This is a genomic window from Mycobacterium sp. ACS4331, from assembly GCF_001667265.1.
GTDB lineage: Bacteria > Actinomycetota > Actinomycetes > Mycobacteriales > Mycobacteriaceae > Mycobacterium.
Window position 1 is genome coordinate 34,933 of record NZ_LZHW01000103.1, and the last position, 17,847, is coordinate 52,779.

Below are 17,847 nucleotides of genomic sequence, written 5' to 3' on the forward strand. Positions count from 1 at the left end.
AGATGACAACAGTCAACGACCGCCCGGCCGGGCAGCTCACCGAGCAGGAACAGCAGTGGGTGGACCGGTTCATGGACGAGACCACGCTGTTCCTGGGACCCGATCCAGAGATCATGCGCAGCCACCAGATTTCGGAACGCTCGCCGCACGAAGACGCGGCGATCGCCGTCGGGGTGGACCGGCTTCAGGTCGAACGCATCCGCAAGCGCATCGCCGGGGCGCTCGACGAGGGCTATGAGATGTGCGAGGCCCAGGGCGCCGCACCCGGGGCGAAGTGGGGCGACCTCACCACCGCCATCTACACCGCCGCCGGCGATGTCTCCTACCTGTCCTGCCATGGTGTCATCGCGTTCAGCGCGATCCTGCACCATCCGATCAGGTACATCATGAAGTACTGGAAGGACGAGCCGACCGTCGGCGTGCACGCCGGGGACGGATTCATCCACAACGACGCCCGCTACGGCAACGTGCACAACACCGACCAGTCGATGATCATGCCGATCATCCGCAACGACGAGATCATCGCGTGGGTGGCCGCCACCATCCACGAGGGTGAGAACGGTGCCTGTGAGCCCGGTGGCATGCCCTCGGGATCGGAGACCGCCTTCGACGACGGGCTGCGGATGAGTCCGTTCAAGATCGTCGAACGCGGCGAACTGCGTCGTGACCTGCTGACCTTCCTGCAGCACTCGGTGCGCGATCCGAAGCTGCAGCTCGCCGATCTGAAGGTCAAGATCACCGCGGTCCGCAAGATCATGGAGCGCATCGACAAGGTCATCGATGAAGTCGGGATCGACACGTTCGTGGCCGCACTGCGAACCACCGTGGAGGACGTCGATGCCGAGGTCCGCCGCCGGATCAGTGAATTGCCGGACGGCACCTATCGTTTCGACCAGTTCATGGACAGCACTCTCAAAGAGAACATCCTGATCAAGTTCGCCTGCAAGATCACCGTCAAGGGCGACACGATGACCGTCGACCTGCGCGGGACCGGACCGGAGATCCTCAACCGAGCCATCAACTCGCCTCTGTGCAGCGTGAAATCGATGATGATGCAGGCGATCCTGGCCTTCTGGTGGCCCGATCTGCCGCGCTGCACCGCGGCGATGAGCTGTATCGAGATCATCTCCGACGAGGGCACCTGGGCCGACGCCTCCTACGATGCGCCCATGGGGCAGTCGCTTCAGGCCTCCTTCCGCGGATTCTCGTGCATGCAGGCGCTCTACAGCCGGATGTCGTTCTCCACTCCGAACAAGTACAGCAATGTGGTGGCCAACTGGTTCAACCAGATCAACACCTTCCTGTGGGGTGGAGTCACCCAGCACGGCGACATGGTCGGCAACCTGTGTGCAGACCTGAACGGAATGCCCGGTGGCGCAAAACCGTTCCGCGACGGCGAGGACGCCATCTCACCGTTGTTCTGCGCCATGGCCGATACCGCCGAGCAGGAGGTGATGGAGGAGGAAGTTCCGTTCATGCAGCTCGTGGCCAAGCGGCTGGTCCGTGACAACATGGGCTTCGGGAAGTTCACCGGCGGAATGGGTTACGAGATGATCGTGGCCGCGGAGGGCACACCGCAATGGGGCTTCATGACCGTGACCTCGGGTGCGAAGTTCTCATCGATCTATGGCATGTACGGCGGATACGGATGTGGCACGTACCCCCTCGCGATGGTCAAGGGAACCAACGTCTACGAGCACTTCCGGAACGACAACAAGAAGTTCGACCTGTCGATCGAAAAGGTCATGAACGAGCGCCCGTTCCCGGACGGCCGCTACTCCACCTCGCACATGGGCCTGCAGTTCGATCTCGCCAAGGACGGCGAGCTCTACATGATCAGCCAGGGCGCCGGCGGCGGATACGGAGACCCGCTGGAGCGCGATCCGGAATCGGTGGTGCGTGACGCCGAACTCGGCCGGATCAGCCAACGGGTCGCCGAGGACATCTTCGCGGTGCGATACGACCCCGCCACGTTCCGCCTCGACAACGAGGCGACCGCGGCGGCCCGCACCGCGGCCCGCGCCGACCGCCTGCAACGGGGCAAGCCCTTCGCCGAGTTCTGCGAACAGTTCGTCACTCCCGAACCGCCGAAGGACCTCCCCTACTACGGGTCATGGGGCACCTGGACGCCCGAACAACGGGATATCACCGCGACCGTGTACACGATCGACGGCCCCGAACGCGTATGTGCGCCCTTGGAGGAGCTTCCGATCGTCATGGTCCCGGACCGCCGCGAGGTCAAGATCGGCAAGCTCGAGGCCCGCATCGCCGAGCTCGAGGCCAAGTACGGCGAGAAGGTCACCCGGCTCACCTGAAATCGGTGGCGGCCCCGGTCGTCCCCCGGGGCCGCCACCACCCCTCTCGAAAGGCACATCCATGAGCGCGACAACTCCGACACCGGCCGGCCCCAGCGGACGCAACAGCGTGCTGCTGATCGACGACGCCGCATACTCCACCTCGGTGATCCGTCAGGGTGCGCCCATTCCCTGGACCGACACCACACTCACGGCGGGACACTTCGGCCAGGTGACGGCACTGCTGAATCCCGATGCGCTGTGGATCGACATCGACAGAGTGCTGACCGCCCATACCGATTCACGCCCTGATCTGGTCGCGGCGATGGGTGCCAGGACCCGCATCGGCTATCCACTGCGCACCCTGCTGACCGATGCCGCTGTGCTCGATTCTGCGCGTGAGGTGTTGGCAACCGCCGCGACCACCACCCGACGCCAACTTCTCCTGCACCTGCCTTCGCCCGCCCGCTGGCTCGCCGGCGCGCACGCGATCGCCGGAAACCCGCTCGACGAGATAGACCCCGACCGCGCCGACAACGCCTCGATGTATGTCGCCGAATGGCTCGGCCAGCTGGGATCGCTGCCCGTGTCGCTGGTGCTGCTCGACAGCAGAGGCTCCACGCTGAAGGAGTCGCTGACCGATTACACGGCGGTGACCAATGTGACGGCGCATTTCGGCTGGCCGACCGCGATGTGGGGTGACAGTGAGATCAGCAGTGCCCCTGGCGATCCCATCATCGGACTGATCGAAAGCGCGTTCTGGACCGACCACGATGCTGCGACGCCCATTCCCGGGACCGACATGCTGGTCACATCGATCCCGGCCACCGCATCCCCGGAACGCGTCTTGGAGCAACTGGCCAGACTCCGCTGAACACCAAATTCGAACGATCGAGATCCGAACCACGATCAGTGATGGCGCAGGCGCAACGACAACCGGTGCGCCTGCTCCAACAGCAGCTGCCCCAGGACGGGCCGCCGGTCGGCACGAAAGCGCGTCTCGACACCCGTCACGCTCAACGCCCACGCCGGTTGACCGTAACGGTCGAAGACCGCGGCACCGATCCCCCAGCTGCCCTCCACCAACAGCGCCGGGTTGACCGCGTATCCGGTGGATCGGGTCACGGCCATCCTCTCCCGGATCTTCGATTCGGAATGCTCATCCCCCCAACGGGTTTGCGGCGACTGACGCGCGAAGAACTCGTCGACCTCTCGTTCCGGCAGGTGGCTGAGGATGGCCAGCCCAGCGGATGCGACACCGAGCGGGAACCTCACACCGACATGCAGGACGTGCGAGCGCAGCGGGAAACTGCCCTCCTGGGCATAGACGCAGACCGTCTCATCACCGCGGCGTGCCGACAGGAACGCACTTTCTCCGGACTCCTGGGCCAACGCCGCGACCATGTCGCGGGCCTGGTCGACGATGTCGTACCGGTTGGCCGCCGCGGCGCCGAGCAGGTACAGCTCGGGCCCGAGAGTCCACCTGCCGGTCTTGCGATCACGATCGACCAGTCCCTGCTCGCTCAGCGCCGTCAACAGGCGATGCGCCGTGGGGCGGGCGAGTCCGACGGCCGATGCCAGCTCAGTGGTGGAGGCACCCGTCGGCTCTGCGGCGCTGACCGCCCGCAGGAGCACGCCGGCCCGGGCGATCACTCCGGGCCCGCTCATCGAATCTGTCACGCACCGAGCCTAGGCGTTCACTGAATGAACGTCGAGCCCAGAGTTGATCACCATCCGAGCAGATATACCCCACCGGCTCGCCACGACTTCCGCTATGAATTCCCGTCATCCACACTTGGCGACGTCAGTTTGATCGTTTGAATAATGAACGAAGGTGATGATCACGTGTCTTCGAAGGTGTACTCCACCCCGGCGGAGGCCGTCGGCGACATCAGCGACGGCGCCCGCATAGCGGTCGGCGGGTTCGGGCTGTGCGGCATACCGGACGCGCTCATCCGGGCCATCGCCGACAGCACGACAACCGATCTGGAGGTGTACTCCAACAACTGTGGTGTCGACGATCACGGCCTCGGTATCCTGTTGGCGCTCGGGCGCATTCGGCGCGTCACCGCGTCCTATGTCGGCGAGAACAAGGAATTCGCCAGGCAGTACCTGGCCGGTGAGCTCGAAGTGGAACTGACCCCGCAAGGCACCCTGGCCGAACGGCTTCGCGCCGGAGGGTCGGGAATTCCGGCGTTCTACACCCCGGCGGGTGTGGCAACCCCGGTGTCTGACGGTGGAATTCCGTGGCGGTATGCCCCCGACGGATCGGTGCTCATCGCCTCGCCGCCGAAGGAGACCAGGGTCTTCGACGGGAAACGCTACGTGCTGGAGGAATCTATTCGCGCCGACTTCGCACTCGTCCACGCCAAGGTCGGGGACACCGCGGGAAACCTGGTGTTCGACAAGACCGCCATGAACTTCAACCCATTGGCGGCGATGGCCGGCAAGGTGACCATCGCCCAAGTCGAATCCTTGGTCGAGGCAGGCGACATCGATCCCAACAACGTCCACCTGCCCGGCGTGTTCGTGCAACGGATCGTGCACACCGGCCCCCAGGACAAACGCATCGAAAAGCGCACTGTGCGCACCGAGGAGGCCCACCGATGACCGCCACTCTGGCCGGCTGGTCGCGTGACCAGATGGCAGCTCGCGCAGCCCGCGAGATGATCGACGGCCAATACGTCAACCTGGGGATCGGTCTACCCACCCTCATCCCCGACCACCTCGACCCCGGCGTCCACGTCACCCTGCATTCGGAGAACGGGATCCTGGGCACCGGCCCCTACCCCACCGAGGATGGAGTCGACGCGGACCTGATCAATGCGGGTAAGGAGACCGTCACCGTCACCTCGGGCGCGGCCTTCTTCGATTCGGCGGCGTCGTTCGGGATGATCCGAGGCGGCCATATCGACACCGCGGTACTGGGTGCCATGCAGGTCTCCAGGTGGGGGGATCTGGCCAACTGGATGATTCCCGGCAAGATGGTCAAGGGCATGGGCGGTGCCATGGACCTGGTACACGGTGCCGACCGGGTGATCGTGCTGATGGAGCACACCGACAGATCGGGACAACCCAAGATCGTGAACTCGTGCACCCTGCCCCTGACGGGTGCCCGGGTGGTCGACCGCATCATCACCAACCTGGCCGTCCTGGACATCACCACTCATGGCACCCTGGCGGTGCGCGAGCTGGCACCCGGGATCGAGTTCGCCGATGTGGTCGCCGCCACCGACGCTCCGCTGGACCTGTCATGACGGACAGCACCTCGGTGCTCGTCGCAGGAGCCCGCACGCCGATCGGACGATTCATGGGCTCGTTGGCCTCGATGAGCGCAGCCGAGCTGGGCGGAGCAGCCATAGCCGGGGCCCTCGCGAGGGCCGGAATCACCGGCGCGCAGGTTCAATACGTGATCATGGGACAGGTGCTGACCGCGGGTGCGGGCCAGCTTCCGGCCCGCCAGGCCGCGGCAGCCGGTGGTATCCCCATGACCGTGCCCGCCCTGACCGTCAACAAAGTCTGCCTCTCCGGAATCGACTCGATCATATTGGCGGATCAGATGATTCGTTCCGGAAGTGCGGAGGTCGTGGTCGCCGGCGGCCAGGAATCGATGAGTCAGGCACCGCATCTGCTGCCGAATTCCCGTGCCGGCTACAAATACGGTGATGTCGCGGTCACCGACCATCTCGCCTTCGACGGCCTGCGTGACGTCTTCACCGACGAAGCGATGGGAGCGCTGACCGAGGACGCCAACGATCTCGACCGCGCTGCGCAGGATGCGTTTGCGGCGCGCTCCCACACCCGTGGTGCACACGCCTGGAGTGCCGGGCTTTTCGCCGACGAGGTGGTGCCGGTGCATGTCCCCCGGGGCCGCGGTGAACCCGCTGTGTTCACCCACGACGAGAGCATCCGGGCCGACACCACAATCGAGTCGCTGGCTCGCCTACGCCCCGCCTTTCGGCCCGACGGCACCATCACGGCCGGCAACGCATCTCCGATCAACGACGGCGCCGCCGCCGTCGTCGTGATGAGCCGCCGCAGGGCCGAGGAACTCGGTGTGGAATGGATCGCCGAGATCGGTGCCCACGGCATGGTCGCCGGACCCGATTCCACTCTGCAGTTGCAGCCCGCCAATGCCATCGCCGCGGCGTGCGCCCTCAGCGGGCTCGAGCCCGCGGCACTGGATCTGGTCGAGATCAATGAGGCCTTCGCTGCGGTCGGCATCGCGTCCGCCGCAGCTCTCAAGCTCGACGAGGACCGGGTCAACGTCAACGGCGGTGCGATCGCGCTCGGGCACCCGCTGGGGATGTCTGGGACACGCATAGCCCTGCATCTGGCGCTCGAACTGCGCCGCCGCGGCGGTGGCATCGGTGCCGCCGCATTGTGCGGTGGAGGTGGTCAAGGTACCGCGCTGGTGCTGCACTGCCGCGCGTGATCGCCGGCCCACTCGATGATCTGGCGGGCGATGGTGGCGTGCTGGCCTAATCGTGGCCTCGGCGGGCGGCGTCATCGATGAGGGCGAGCAGGCTCTCGGTGAGTTCCTCGGCCGTGGTCTGCCACTTGTCGGTGTGCAGAAGTCCACTCATTTCCAGGCCCACGGCACCATGTACACCAGTCAGGAGCATGGCGGCGTAGCGCTCAGCGTCCTCATGGTCGGCAATGCCGACGACGATGCCGCGGAACTCATCACACATGCGTTGCGCGGCCAGAGGCACTGTGGACGGATCCCCCTCGGGCGGCCGGAACATCAGGCGGTACAGGTGAGGCTGTTGTCGACCGACGGTGACGACCGCAGTCAGCGCCTTGCGCACCTTCTCGAGGGGCGAAAGCCCGGGATCGGCGTTCAACTCACGCATCTCATCTTCGAGACGGCACCAGCCGTCGGCGGCCACCGCGGTGAGCAGACCTTCCTTGTCGGCGAAGTGCCGATACGGGGCGCCCCGACTCACCCCCGCGCGGGCACCGACCTCGCGCAACGTAACGGCATCGAGGCCCCCGCTGTCCAGCAGCTGAGCGGCCTGGTCGATCAGGGCGCGGCGAGTGGCGGCAGCCGATTCCTTGCGGTTCATAGCCCGGCCAGTTTAGTTGACAACGTCAACTGATGCCGTAAGGTCGAAAGATGACATCGTCAACTGAAAATGAGTTGGTCGTGATCACCGGCGCCTCAACCGGCATCGGCGCCGCCACTGCGCGAGAGATGGCCGAGCGAGGGTTTCATGTGCTCGCCGGGGTCCGGCGGGAACGCGACGCCGACGTCATCCGAAGGACGAATGTCGAACCTCTGATTCTCGACATCACCCACCCTGAGCACATTCGCGCGCTCGCCGAGAGGGTGCGCGATGACCCGCGGGGTCGGTCCCTTCGGGCGGTGGTGAACAACGCCGCCGTCCAGGCCAACGTTCCGGTCGAAGCCTTCGCTGTCGACCAGTGGCGAGACATGTTCGACGTCAACCTCTTCGGCCACGTCGCGATGATCCAAGCCCTGCTGCCGTCGCTGATCGACAGCGGTGGGCGCGTGGTCAACATCAGCTCGGTGGGAGGAAGGATCGCGATGGCCGCCTACGGTCCGTACGCCGCCACAAAGTTCGCGCTGGAAGCCGTGAGCGATGCTCTGCGCCGCGAGGTCGCCCCCCATGGGGTCCAGGTGGTCGTGATCGAACCTGGCGCCGTGCGCACCGAGATGCTCGGCAGAGCCATCGCCAGCGCCCACGATCCGCTCGCGGCAATGACGTCCGAGCAGCGTCGCCGATACGGCGCGCTGGTTCAGGCGGTGAATGCTCAAGCCGAAGCGTCAACCAAGTCTGGCCTACCCGCCGAGGCCGCGGCGGCGGTGATCGCCAAAGCGATCACCGCCCGTAAGCCACGCACGCGGTACACCGTCGGCCGCGAAGCCGCGCTGCTCTCGGCGACACGACTGCTGCCCGACCGACTCCTCGACCGCATCTTCGCTGCCGCTCTGCGACCGCATCTACCGAAAGACGGACACAAGCGGCCCGACTCCGCGAATGCCCACCGCTGAGAAGACTGCACCATCGCGTCCGCTCCCCTGTCGAACCGTTCAGCCGTCAGGCGATGGGGTGCAGCGAGTCGAGTGCCTGCCGGTGGAGGCCTGCGGCGTCGCCCATGGCGGCCTGGATGGTCCGGTAGTACTGCGTCCCGATCCCCCGATTGCGCTTGAGCAGTTGCGGATTCTGCGCCAGGGTCGCCGCCTGCACATGGTCGCCGGTGATGCCGTGCTTGCGGTACGCCTCGAGGAACCGGGCGATGAAACGGGTGATCGCAGAGTTCGGATCCTGACGTTCGGCGACGGTGCCGAAGCTGGCCTTCTCCTGGAACAGTCCGATGACCTCGTCGGCGGCAGTCCCGCGACCTCCGTAGGCCTGCACCCCGCCCGACACCGCCGGACGGAAGCTGGACTCGATCTTGGCGGTGGCGATGACAGTGATGATCTGGTCGTCGTTCAACCCCGCGTGCCGGCCGTGGCTGACGATGGCCTTCACGATGTCGTGGGCGCTGGAGTCCTTGGTCACAACGACCGGTGGGCGGACCGCGACCACCGGTGCGGCGGCGACGACCGCCGGCTTCTCATCCGCGACGGCGTCGGGTGTCATGTCCGCGGCGTCGGCCGAACGGTGCTCCACGGCGACCTCCGCATGCCGGTGCGTCGGCGACAAGAGCACCGACGTGCCGCCGACACCGGAGACCACGAGAAGGGTCGCGACGAATGTTGTCGCGTGCCTGTGGCGACGGAACATCTTCATGGGGCGGCCGGTTTTCGGCATGGTCCTGCTCACTTCTCTGCATGTTGAATATGCGGGGCCGGGTCGGACACGGCCCCTCCCCTCGGTGGCGAACGAAGGCAGCGGGCAACTGCCGACATTTGGGCAGCCGCGAGCACGGCGTAGCCAGGCCGGGAGGTTTGCTGTATGTGTCAGGGTGCAGACGACCTCACGTCGATCCGACGCTGACATATTGTGCGTGTGGCGACCGACTCATCTGTTGCCACACTGTGATTTCGGCCATTGAACTGGCCATAACCCGAGTCATGGGGGTTGTTAGCACTGTATGCGATTCTCCGCGATGGGCAAAATCCAGTGGTCTACACGGCGGGCGGCACTTCGTCGCGACCTCGATCTGCGCCGTCAAAGAATTAGCTGACAAACGGTGGTCGGAGGCGGGGCAGAATTCTGGACGTTCCGGCCGCGGTGGTCGCCCACGTCGCCCGCCACCTCGGGTTGTTGGCCGGTCGGACGGCGTACCGCCGCTTCCCCATCGCCGACACACTGCTCAGCGCAAGCGCTGTGTGTGAGGCGGACGGGTTCGTCCACCAGAGGTTGATATACCAACGTTCACCTCCGTGCGTGAGGTACCAGCGATGTCCGGGTTGGCATGAAAGGCGCACTGCCACAAACACTTCTGAGTCACGCGCCACTGCAGTAGGCCGTGGCCGGCAGCGGCCAGCGGCATCATGACCTTGCGGCACTCGTAGCGCGTTCGGGTGCGCCGTGGAGAAGCACAGATCGCGCGCTGAGGTTATGTAGTGCCCCTGTCTGTGTGCAGGCCTGTCCGCGGCGAGTACCGTTCGTCGTCGCCCGCCAACTCGAACACGGGTTGTCACCTGAACTGGCGGTTCGACAGTCGCGGCCCGACTACCCCGCACGCCTCACCAGGGTGGACACTATGGCGTGGCCCTTTCTGCAACGGTGTTCAAAGTCGAACTCGGCGTCTCCGATGTCGATCACGGGTACTACGCTGACCACGCACTGACAGTGGCCCGTCATCCCAGCGAGACCGATGAGCGGATGGTGGTGCGGTTGTTGGCGTTTGGGCTGCGTGCACACCGGCTCAGCGACGTCGACGGCGAGCTGACGTTCGGGGCGGGCCTGTCCACCCCCGGCGTACCGGACGTGGCGCTCGCGGACTACACGGGCCGGATCCTGGAGTGGATCATCGTTGGCCAGCCCGATGAACGGGCCTTGGGCAAGGCGGTCAGCCAGGCCGACCAGGTACTGCTGTTCCCCTTCGCCGCCGGCGTGCCCACCTGGTGGCGCACCGTGGGACCCAAAGTGGCGAGGCTGCCGAATCTGTCCGTCGTGCAGATCCCGCATGCGCCGGTGCAGCAACTGGCCCAGACTGTCGATCGGCGGGTCTCGGCACAGGTCATGGTGATGGAAGGTCAGGTGACGATGACGGTGGGCGGTGTCGACGCCACCTTCACCCCCGAGCCATTGGAATAGACGTCAGAGCCCGAGGCGGTTGATTCCGCCAGCCGCCCAAGACTTTTCCGTGCGCAGCCGCAGACCGGCAGCCGCGTCCTGTCCGACGGCAAGATGGATCCGTTCGCATCGTAGGCTCACCGCATGCACAACGTGACTCTGGCCAGCGCCGCGGCAACGGCGACGCTCACTGTGGGACTTGCGGCCTATGCGGCGTTGATTCTCGCCGGCATCGCGGTGGCGATCCACGGTGCTCGACGGCACCAACGACGCCGGGCGATCGCAGCCGCGGTGATGGTCGGGGTGCTGACCCTGTGCGGGCTGGTCATCGCGATCGTCAGCAGCGTCGTGTGAACCCGCCTCTCCCCTGTCTCGGTCCACCTGATTCAGATGCATCACCCGAGCCGTCGGGTACGCCATCGTGACAGATCCGCGTCCAGCACCGCGGGATCACGTTCGGGAAACACCTCTCCGGTGATCTCCAACTGCCGGATGCGCTCGAGGTGAAATCCGCGGATGCCCTCACGCAGCCGACACCACCCCACGAACATCCACGAATCCCCGCCACGCAGCAGGCCCATCGCCTCCACCTCACGGCTGGTGTGGGTTTCGCCGTCCTCGGAGGTGTAGTCCAACCGCAGGACACGGCGCGCGGCGATCGCCTCCGGAATCAGCGAGACCGCCGCTTCCGACGGCGAGTCGGCGTCGATGACGAACATCGACGCCAACGCCTCATCGACCGGCGCCAGCTGATCCTCGCGGCTGATCGCGAGAATCTTCGCCCGCGCCCTCCGCGCGGCCGCACCATAGGGCGAGGTCTCCAGCAGACCCAGTCCCGCGAGCACCGCCAGTGACTCCGGCACTGTGAGATTCAGCGGCGGCAGGGAATGTTCCCGCAGTATCGAATACCCTCCGGACACTCCGTGCTCGGCATAGATCGGGACGCCCGCCAGCTGGAGCGACTGGATGTCCCGCTCGATCGTGCGCTTGGACACCCCGAACTCCTCGGAGAGCCGAGCTGCCGACAGCGGCCGGCGTGCTCCCCGCAGCAGATCCACCAGCGCGTACATCCGCTCGGCTCTCCTCATGAAAGGAAGTCTCCAGGCCTCAGGTTCGGTGCGGGCGCGTTCCGTTCACTGACCAGACCTCGCGGATCAGCCCGTCCTCGGTGAAGTCGAAGACATCGATCCCGCCCGCAACGACCTCCCCGGCGTGCAGGTTCCACAGCATCCGCCCGTGCGCGCCGTCCACGGACCTCGTGACCTCGATGAAGACCACATCGGGATGCCGCTCGCGGTACCGAGCCAGGAACCGAGCGAAACTGTCCGCGCCGAGCACGTCGTCGCCCGGGTTCGACCCATCCGGCTCGGAGATCAGGAAGTGAATCCGGAAGTCCTCACTGCAGATTCGACGCGCGATCGCACTGTCGGTGTTCCACATCTCCAGCCACACCGCGAGCGCCGCATCCGCGGCAGCCCCGTTCGTGTGCACCATGTTCGCGTTATCGGTCATGACACCAGCCTCAGACACGGCTGCGACAACGGTATGTCGGTGTTTGAGTGCAGAGTTTGAGGGGCACGACAGAACGCGCAGTTCGCCGCATCCGGCACCGAACCCCAACCCGATCACGGCCGCTGGCGCTCGATGTCACCGACGAATCTCGGTTCGTGCTGCACATGCCGAAGACCACTTCTATACTGCAACCGCCGGACGCTCGGACCCCCACGCGCAGATGGGAAAGCCATGCCGCACACACCGTCCTCCTCGGCGCTGCCACCACCGATCGCTCCCTATCTCGAACCCGAAGCGCAGGCGCTGGCGGATGCGACGTCTCCGCACCCGCGAATCTACGAGGTCCCGCCGGAACAGGGGCGCTCGCTCCTCGTCGAGTTGCAGACCGACCCGAGCGTCCCGCGGCCCGAGGTCGACGAGGAATGGGTCGACATCGATGCCGGCGAATGGGGCACGGTCCGTACTCGCATCATCCGGCCGCGCGGAACCAGCGGTCCACTGCCCGTGCTGATCTATATCCACGGCGCGGGATGGGTTTTCGGTGACGACGTGACCCACGACCGGCTCTTCCGCGAACTGACCGTGGGAGCGGGTGCGATCGGCGTGTTCCCGTTGTACGACCGCGCACCCGAGTACCGGTACCCCACCCAGATCGAACAGAACTACGCCGTGGGCCAGTGGATCGTGCAGAACGGTTCGGAGCACGGCATGGACGCCAGTCGCATCGCCGTCAGCGGCGATTCGGTCGGTGGGTGCATGTCCGCAGTCTTCACCCTGATGAACAAAGACCGTGGCGGCATCGACCTCAAGGCCCAGGCGCTGCTGTATCCGGTGACCAACGCCGACTTCGACACTCCCTCCTACCTTCAGTTCGCCGACGGCTACTACCTGACCCGCGAGGGCATGCAGTGGTTCTGGGACGCCTACACCTCCGACCCGGCGCAGCGCACGCAGAGGTACGCGGCGCCGCTGCAGGCGAGCATCGATGAGCTCGCGGGTCTTCCGCCGACGCTCGTCATCACCGACGAGGCCGATGTGCTGCGCGACGAGGGCGAGCTGTTCGCGAACAAGCTCAGGGAAGCCGGGAACGACGTCACCTCGGTCCGGGTTGCGGGCATGGTGCACGATTTCCTCATGCTCGACAGTCTGCGAAACACCAAGGCGGCCAACGTCGCCCGCAAGCTGACGATCGACTTCCTGCGTGACGCCTTGAGCAGCGGCTGAGCCGCGGTCGACGTCAGCTCTGGGCACTCCGACACCGGCCATCGCCTGCTAGTGGCGACCACGCGGCGGGCTGGATGTTCATGTCCCACTCGGTATCCGCATCCCCGGTGTGACGGTGATGGACTGAACACGCCACCCCGCGGGAGTGCGGGTGTAGGTGAGGTCGGCGCCGAGGTAGGCGGTGCGGGGGTCGCCGTCGCCATCGGCGGCCACCCACATGAGCCAGGTGCCGGCGGCGGTGTCTCGATCGATGGTCAGTACGGGGTTGAGGAACGCGTGCATCGCGAAGGGCAGATGGGCCGTCGCATCGGGAAGCTCCGCGGCTATGGCGGCGGCGCCGACGGTGGGTGCTGCGCCCAGGCCGTCGAACACCGCGTCGGCGGCGAAGATCTGCGCAAACGCGCCCGGATTGATGCTCTTGCCGTTGTAGCCGCGATTGACGGCGTCGGCGTAGCGCATAGTGAGATCGATGAGCGCGAGGCGGTCACCATCATCTGATCGCGGTGCACAGGGCATGGCGCAGGTGGTGAGCGCGGCAGTGAGCGCTTCGGTGCGACTGGTCGGTGGAGTGGTGGCCCGCCAGGCGACATACCCGTCGGGGCGAATCAGAGACGCTCCCCCGCCGCGTATGCCGTAGGCCGCGGTGAAGGCGGGATGAATCTCGTCGTCGGGGCCGACGCAGACGACGTCAACGCCCACGCCGAGCTCGCGTTCGACGCTGCCGGCGGCGTCGCGCCATGCGTCGGAATCGGTGACGAGTGTCCAGCCGCGACCGAAATCATCAAGGGTGGAATGGTTTTCGGTGATCCACAGGTGTGGCGCTCGAGTACCGGGCTGCCCGGCCCACTGTTCTGGTGTCTGGGCGTCCGGCAGGTCCGGATCGGCGTCGGGCAGCGCCGCGGAGCGGTAGAGCGCTCCGAGTTCCATCGCAACGTCGCCGATGATGTCGGTCTCGGGCCGGGCCGTGTCGAGGTGGGCCTTGTAGTCGGCACGGGCGAAGATCTGGCGGTGACGGAGCCAGGCGATGGGGCGTCGCTCGCTGTCGTAGGTGTCCAGCAGCGTGGGCCGGCTGATCCCGCTGTGGGCGGCGGCGAGCTTCCAGGCCAGGTTGTGCGCATCCTCGATGCCGGTGTTGGCGCCGTAACCGCCACGGTTGGGCGGCAGCTGATGGGCGGCGTCGCCGACCAGGAAGACCCGTCCGCAGCTGAAGCGTTCAGCGATGAGCGCGGACAGTTCCCATCGCCCCGTCGTGATCAGATCGATGGCGAGATCGTTGATGCCGGTGGCGCGCCGGATGACTGCCCGTTGTTCATCAGGGGTGTAGTCGCGGTCGTCGGCGAGCATCAACACCCAGCGGCCGTCCTGGTAGGTGGTCAGGAAAGCGTTGAATCCGGACTGCTCGACCTCGAACTGCACCACACCGCGGCGCAGGAACTGCTCCAACGCGGGTGCGTGGAACAGGATGCTGCGTTGCACCGACAGCAGACCCCGTCCACTGCGGGTGAGGCCCAGGTGGCGCCGGATGCCGCTGTCCGCGCCGTCAGCGGCGACCAGGTAGTCCGCTTTGACGCGGTACTCGCTGCCGTCGGAGCGCCTCTTCAGCGTGGCCGTCACGCCCTGTTCGTCGTGGTCGAACTCAACCAGTTCTGTCCCCAGACGAATGTCGGCGCCGAGTGCGACGGCACGGTCACGCAGCACCGGCTCCAATCGATCCTGCGCAATGCCGACAGCATGCTCGGGAGAGAAGTCGTCGGGATTCGAGGACGCCGCCCCCGGGGGCGACCACGGGTACTCCTGGAACCACGGTCCGGCCAGGCTGTGCACCCGCGCTCGGCGCGGCTTGGCACCCGGCGCGACGGGCGGAAGGTCCAGGTCGACGCTTCGGAACAGCTCCATCGTGCGCGTGGTGTATCCGATGGCTCGCGGGTGAATCGCACTCCCGGAATGCTTTTCCACGACGATCGTCGGAACACCGAGTGCCGCCAGGAAGACCCCCGCGCTGAGGCCGACAAGACTGCCACCGACCACCAGAACCGCGGTCGTGTCGACGGAGGTATCCGTCGTCGACGAAGAGACCATGAGGCACCCCTTTCCATATCTTTAGTCGCTTAATATTTATAGTGAGTTACGATATAGGCGAGGGTGGGCTTTCGCTAGGGTGACGGTGATGACAGAGACGCTCGGCAGACGAGAACGCAAGAATGCGGCGACGCGGCGTGCGCTCGCAGAGGCCGCCGAACGTCTCTTCCTGGCCAACGGTTACGACGCGGTGACGGTCAAAGACATCGCCGACGCGGCGGATGTCTCAGTGCCGACGTTGTTCAACCACGTCCCCGACGGCAAGCCGGCCGTGTTGTTCGACGACGGCGTCGAGCGGCGCGAACGCCTGCTCGCCGCGCTCAACGACCGGCCGGACGGCGTGTCGGCCATGGCGGCGCTGCGCGCGTTCATGGCCGGGCGCGGCCCGTTCAAGTCACGCCCGTCTCCCGAATTCCGCCGCCGTACCGAGCTGATCATGGGCACACCAGCACTGCGGGAGTACTCGCGAAAACTCTGGATCCGGTGTGAGGAGCCGCTCGCCGAGGCGATCGCGGCCGAACTGGGCCGTCCGGCCCACGACGTCACAGCGCGGGCCGCCGCACGCTACATCCTGGAGATCCCGGAATTCGCCAGCGACCTGCCCGACCCACTTGCGGCCCTCAACGCGATCTTCGATCTGCTTGAGAACGGCCTTCCGGTTCCCGACTGAACCACCGCCCGTGACGTTCCGGCCACCGCGCCCCCACGACGACCGGACGCGCTACGGGAAGGTGACCACCACCTTGTCGGCCGCTCCCGGAGTGCCGGCCAGCTGCAGCGCACGCTCGACCTCGTCGAACGGGACGGTGTGGCTGACGATCACCGCGTACTTCTCCCAGTTCTCGACGAGATCCTTGGTGACCTCGAAGATCTCGTCGGGATAGCCCATGGATCCGACGATGGTGATCTCGTTGCTCATGATGTTGACGAGATCAACGGGCACCTGCTCCTTGTGGACGGCGACGATGCCGAGGGTCGCACGCCTTTTCGCCGCCGACAGCGCGGCGGTCACAACGGCGGGTACACCGGCTGCGTCCAGGTAGATGTCAGTGCCCGCCTTGCCGGGCCACATCGCTTCGCCCTCACCGTGCAGATCGATGAGGCGTTGGACGACGTCTTCTTCCGCGGAGTTGATGACGGCATCGGCGCCGATCTGCAGCGCCTTGTCCAGCCGTCCCGGGAGGATGTCGACCACAGCCACATGGCCGGCGCCGAGGGACTTGAACGCCAAGGCCGCTCCCAACCCCACCGGGCCGGCTCCGAACACCACGACTTTGTCCCCAGGCTTGGGACTGCATTGGTTGGCACCGTGCCTGGCGACCGCCATGGGTTCGTTCAGTGCGGCGACTTCCCAGGGGATGTGATCGGGAATGACCTCCAGCGAGACACCGCGGACCGCGTTCTCGATCAACAGGAAGTCGGCCAATGCACCGGCGGCTCCCCCATTGCCGATGATTCCGCTCGGTGCGGCCATCGGGTTGATGACCACGTGGTCACCCACGCTGACACCGGTGACGGCCGCACCGACCTGCACCACTTCCCCGGCGGGTTCATGGCCCAGCGGTGTACATCCCTGACGCGGCGGAATTCCGCCGATGGTGATGTAGAAGGCGTCTGAGCCGCAGATTCCGCATGCGCGCATCCGCACCAGGACGTCTGCCGGTCCCGGCTGCGGCCGGTCGACGTCGAGCAGTTCGGTCGTGCCGGGACCGGTGACCGTCGAAACCTTCACGTTCTGATCCTTCCGGAGGGGTTGCGTGCTGTCACCATCAGCTGCCGAGCATCACCAGACCGCCGTCGACGGCGATCAGCTGACCCGTGATGAACTGGGCGCCGGGACTGCTGAGAAACACCAGGACCGGGCCGATATCGCGCAGCGGGTCGCCCAGGGCACCTCCGAGCGGAATGGACTGTGCCAGTTGTTGCTCCAGGAACGGCGCTGCCTCCGGACCGAGGAAGTCACGCAGTCGCTGGGCGCCGGGGGTGTCCACGGCGGGTGCCAGCGCATTGGCGGTGACGTGATCGGAGGCCCACGCCCTGGCCGCCGAGCGCGTCCAGGCCGCCACAGCCGCTTTGGCGGCGGCGTAACCGGCGGCCAGTGGGCTGCCCATCACGGCTTCCGCCGAGCCGAAGTTGATGATCTGCCCGCCCCCGGAGCTCTTCATGAGCCGGTACGCCGCCTGGTTGGTCAACACCGTCGAGGTGAAGTTGGTGGCCAGCACCGTATCCAGATCGGCCAGGTCGATCTGGCCGGGAATGCCCGGCTTCCACGCGCCGGCGGCGTGAATGAGGACATCGATTCCGCCCCAACGATTCTGAACCGTCGCGAAGAGCTGCTCGACGCTCTCCGGGTCGGTGACGTCGCACGCCACCCAGTCCCCACCGTCATCGGCCGGCGGCTGTTGGTGGAAGGTGGCCAAGACCTGCGCGCCCGCCGCGGTCAGGGCACTGACCGCGGCAGCGCCGATACCGGTGGCCGCACCGGTCACCACGACGCGGCGACCATCCAATGAGTCCCCCAT

General features: G+C 66.1%; 18 protein-coding genes. 10 read left to right on the forward strand and 8 right to left on the reverse strand.

What is annotated here, in order from left to right; genetic code table 11:
* The first annotated feature begins 2 nt into the window (after positions 1 to 2).
* The gene (locus A5727_RS24675; RefSeq protein WP_068256750.1) at positions 3 to 2,315 is read left to right on the forward strand and encodes a hydantoinase B/oxoprolinase family protein; all 2,313 of its coding nucleotides are present in this window, start codon (positions 3 to 5) and stop codon (positions 2,313 to 2,315) included.
* 61 nt (positions 2,316 to 2,376) lie between these two features.
* On the forward strand, positions 2,377 to 3,168 hold the full coding sequence (locus tag A5727_RS24680; RefSeq protein ID WP_068256752.1) for a hypothetical protein: 792 nt from the start codon (positions 2,377 to 2,379) through the stop codon (positions 3,166 to 3,168).
* 35 nt (positions 3,169 to 3,203) lie between these two features.
* On the opposite strand, the gene A5727_RS24685 is transcribed toward A5727_RS24680, so the two are convergent.
* Positions 3,204 to 3,962: an IclR family transcriptional regulator gene (locus A5727_RS24685; protein ID WP_068256757.1), complete on the reverse strand. Its 759-nt coding sequence runs from the start codon at positions 3,960 to 3,962 to the stop codon at positions 3,204 to 3,206.
* Between the two features lie 156 nt (positions 3,963 to 4,118).
* On the opposite strand from A5727_RS24685, the gene A5727_RS24690 reads away from it, so the two are divergent.
* Genes A5727_RS24690 through A5727_RS24700 form a run of 3 tightly spaced genes read left to right on the forward strand, consistent with a single transcriptional unit; the run spans position 4,119 to position 6,729 of the window.
* Positions 4,119 to 4,904, forward strand: a complete 786-nt coding sequence (locus A5727_RS24690) for a CoA transferase subunit A (RefSeq protein WP_082950016.1) — start codon at positions 4,119 to 4,121, stop codon at positions 4,902 to 4,904.
* Entirely contained in the window at positions 4,901 to 5,551 is a 651-nt protein-coding gene (locus tag A5727_RS24695) for a 3-oxoacid CoA-transferase subunit B (protein WP_068256760.1), read from the forward strand. The genes A5727_RS24690 and A5727_RS24695 overlap by 4 nt, the downstream gene beginning before the upstream one ends.
* Positions 5,548 to 6,729: an acetyl-CoA C-acyltransferase gene (locus A5727_RS24700; protein ID WP_068256763.1), complete on the forward strand. Its 1,182-nt coding sequence runs from the start codon at positions 5,548 to 5,550 to the stop codon at positions 6,727 to 6,729. Before A5727_RS24695 ends, A5727_RS24700 begins: the two co-directional genes overlap by 4 nt.
* 46 nt (positions 6,730 to 6,775) lie before the next feature.
* On the opposite strand, the gene A5727_RS24705 is transcribed toward A5727_RS24700, so the two are convergent.
* The gene (locus A5727_RS24705; protein ID WP_068256766.1) at positions 6,776 to 7,363 is read right to left on the reverse strand and encodes a TetR/AcrR family transcriptional regulator; all 588 of its coding nucleotides are present in this window, start codon (positions 7,361 to 7,363) and stop codon (positions 6,776 to 6,778) included.
* 50 nt (positions 7,364 to 7,413) lie between these two features.
* Between A5727_RS24705 and A5727_RS24710 the strand changes: the two genes are divergently transcribed.
* The gene (locus A5727_RS24710; protein WP_068256768.1) at positions 7,414 to 8,313 is read left to right on the forward strand and encodes an SDR family NAD(P)-dependent oxidoreductase; all 900 of its coding nucleotides are present in this window, start codon (positions 7,414 to 7,416) and stop codon (positions 8,311 to 8,313) included.
* A gap of 46 nt (positions 8,314 to 8,359) precedes the next feature.
* On the opposite strand, the gene A5727_RS24715 is transcribed toward A5727_RS24710, so the two are convergent.
* Positions 8,360 to 9,088, reverse strand: coding sequence for a hypothetical protein (locus A5727_RS24715; protein ID WP_231992216.1), 729 nt, complete (start codon positions 9,086 to 9,088; stop codon positions 8,360 to 8,362).
* A gap of 891 nt (positions 9,089 to 9,979) precedes the next feature.
* On the opposite strand from A5727_RS24715, the gene A5727_RS24720 reads away from it, so the two are divergent.
* Positions 9,980 to 10,531: a YaeQ family protein gene (locus A5727_RS24720; protein WP_068256774.1), complete on the forward strand. Its 552-nt coding sequence runs from the start codon at positions 9,980 to 9,982 to the stop codon at positions 10,529 to 10,531.
* Positions 10,532 to 10,654: 123 nt separating this feature from the next.
* Positions 10,655 to 10,864 carry a hypothetical protein gene (locus tag A5727_RS24725; protein WP_068256777.1) on the forward strand — a complete coding sequence of 70 codons (210 nt, stop codon included), beginning with the start codon at positions 10,655 to 10,657 and terminating at the stop codon, positions 10,862 to 10,864.
* 41 nt (positions 10,865 to 10,905) lie between these two features.
* Here A5727_RS24725 and A5727_RS24730 read toward each other — a convergent pair whose 3' ends face one another.
* Together A5727_RS24730 and A5727_RS24735 are read right to left on the reverse strand one after the other, a co-directional pair.
* Positions 10,906 to 11,598 (reverse strand): helix-turn-helix transcriptional regulator, encoded by a 693-nt coding sequence (locus tag A5727_RS24730; protein WP_068256780.1) that lies wholly within the window; start codon positions 11,596 to 11,598, stop codon positions 10,906 to 10,908.
* Between the two features lie 19 nt (positions 11,599 to 11,617).
* Positions 11,618 to 12,022: a nuclear transport factor 2 family protein gene (locus A5727_RS24735; RefSeq protein WP_068256782.1), complete on the reverse strand. Its 405-nt coding sequence runs from the start codon at positions 12,020 to 12,022 to the stop codon at positions 11,618 to 11,620.
* Positions 12,023 to 12,253: 231 nt separating this feature from the next.
* Between A5727_RS24735 and A5727_RS24740 the strand changes: the two genes are divergently transcribed.
* Positions 12,254 to 13,246, forward strand: a complete 993-nt coding sequence (locus A5727_RS24740; protein ID WP_068256785.1) for an alpha/beta hydrolase — start codon at positions 12,254 to 12,256, stop codon at positions 13,244 to 13,246.
* A gap of 78 nt (positions 13,247 to 13,324) precedes the next feature.
* On the opposite strand, the gene A5727_RS24745 is transcribed toward A5727_RS24740, so the two are convergent.
* Entirely contained in the window at positions 13,325 to 15,325 is a 2,001-nt protein-coding gene (locus A5727_RS24745) for an FAD-dependent monooxygenase (protein WP_068256788.1), read from the reverse strand.
* An 88-nt stretch (positions 15,326 to 15,413) separates the two neighbouring features.
* Between A5727_RS24745 and A5727_RS24750 the strand changes: the two genes are divergently transcribed.
* On the forward strand, positions 15,414 to 15,995 hold the full coding sequence (locus A5727_RS24750) for a TetR/AcrR family transcriptional regulator (RefSeq protein ID WP_068256791.1): 582 nt from the start codon (positions 15,414 to 15,416) through the stop codon (positions 15,993 to 15,995).
* A gap of 51 nt (positions 15,996 to 16,046) precedes the next feature.
* On the opposite strand, the gene A5727_RS24755 is transcribed toward A5727_RS24750, so the two are convergent.
* Both A5727_RS24755 and A5727_RS24760 read right to left on the reverse strand, forming a co-directional pair.
* Positions 16,047 to 17,057 (reverse strand): zinc-dependent alcohol dehydrogenase, encoded by a 1,011-nt coding sequence (locus tag A5727_RS24755; RefSeq protein WP_068256793.1) that lies wholly within the window; start codon positions 17,055 to 17,057, stop codon positions 16,047 to 16,049.
* Between the two features lie 37 nt (positions 17,058 to 17,094).
* Positions 17,095 to 17,847 carry an SDR family NAD(P)-dependent oxidoreductase gene (locus A5727_RS24760; protein ID WP_068256796.1) on the reverse strand — a complete coding sequence of 251 codons (753 nt, stop codon included), beginning with the start codon at positions 17,845 to 17,847 and terminating at the stop codon, positions 17,095 to 17,097.

Coding starts and splice junctions, on each gene's coding strand:
- A5727_RS24675 (WP_068256750.1), top strand. CDS start 3: ATGACAACAGTCAACGACCGCCCGGCCGGGCAGCTCACCGAGCAGGAA.
- A5727_RS24680 (WP_068256752.1), top strand. CDS start 2,377: ATGAGCGCGACAACTCCGACACCGGCCGGCCCCAGCGGACGCAACAGC.
- A5727_RS24685 (WP_068256757.1), bottom strand. CDS start 3,962: ATGAGCGGGCCCGGAGTGATCGCCCGGGCCGGCGTGCTCCTGCGGGCG.
- A5727_RS24690 (WP_082950016.1), top strand. CDS start 4,119: ATGAACGAAGGTGATGATCACGTGTCTTCGAAGGTGTACTCCACCCCG.
- A5727_RS24695 (WP_068256760.1), top strand. CDS start 4,901: ATGACCGCCACTCTGGCCGGCTGGTCGCGTGACCAGATGGCAGCTCGC.
- A5727_RS24700 (WP_068256763.1), top strand. CDS start 5,548: ATGACGGACAGCACCTCGGTGCTCGTCGCAGGAGCCCGCACGCCGATC.
- A5727_RS24705 (WP_068256766.1), bottom strand. CDS start 7,363: ATGAACCGCAAGGAATCGGCTGCCGCCACTCGCCGCGCCCTGATCGAC.
- A5727_RS24710 (WP_068256768.1), top strand. CDS start 7,414: ATGACATCGTCAACTGAAAATGAGTTGGTCGTGATCACCGGCGCCTCA.
- A5727_RS24725 (WP_068256777.1), top strand. CDS start 10,655: ATGCACAACGTGACTCTGGCCAGCGCCGCGGCAACGGCGACGCTCACT.
- A5727_RS24730 (WP_068256780.1), bottom strand. CDS start 11,598: ATGAGGAGAGCCGAGCGGATGTACGCGCTGGTGGATCTGCTGCGGGGA.
- A5727_RS24735 (WP_068256782.1), bottom strand. CDS start 12,022: ATGACCGATAACGCGAACATGGTGCACACGAACGGGGCTGCCGCGGAT.
- A5727_RS24740 (WP_068256785.1), top strand. CDS start 12,254: ATGCCGCACACACCGTCCTCCTCGGCGCTGCCACCACCGATCGCTCCC.
- A5727_RS24745 (WP_068256788.1), bottom strand. CDS start 15,325: ATGGTCTCTTCGTCGACGACGGATACCTCCGTCGACACGACCGCGGTT.
- A5727_RS24750 (WP_068256791.1), top strand. CDS start 15,414: ATGACAGAGACGCTCGGCAGACGAGAACGCAAGAATGCGGCGACGCGG.
- A5727_RS24760 (WP_068256796.1), bottom strand. CDS start 17,847: ATGGGGGACTCATTGGATGGTCGCCGCGTCGTGGTGACCGGTGCGGCC.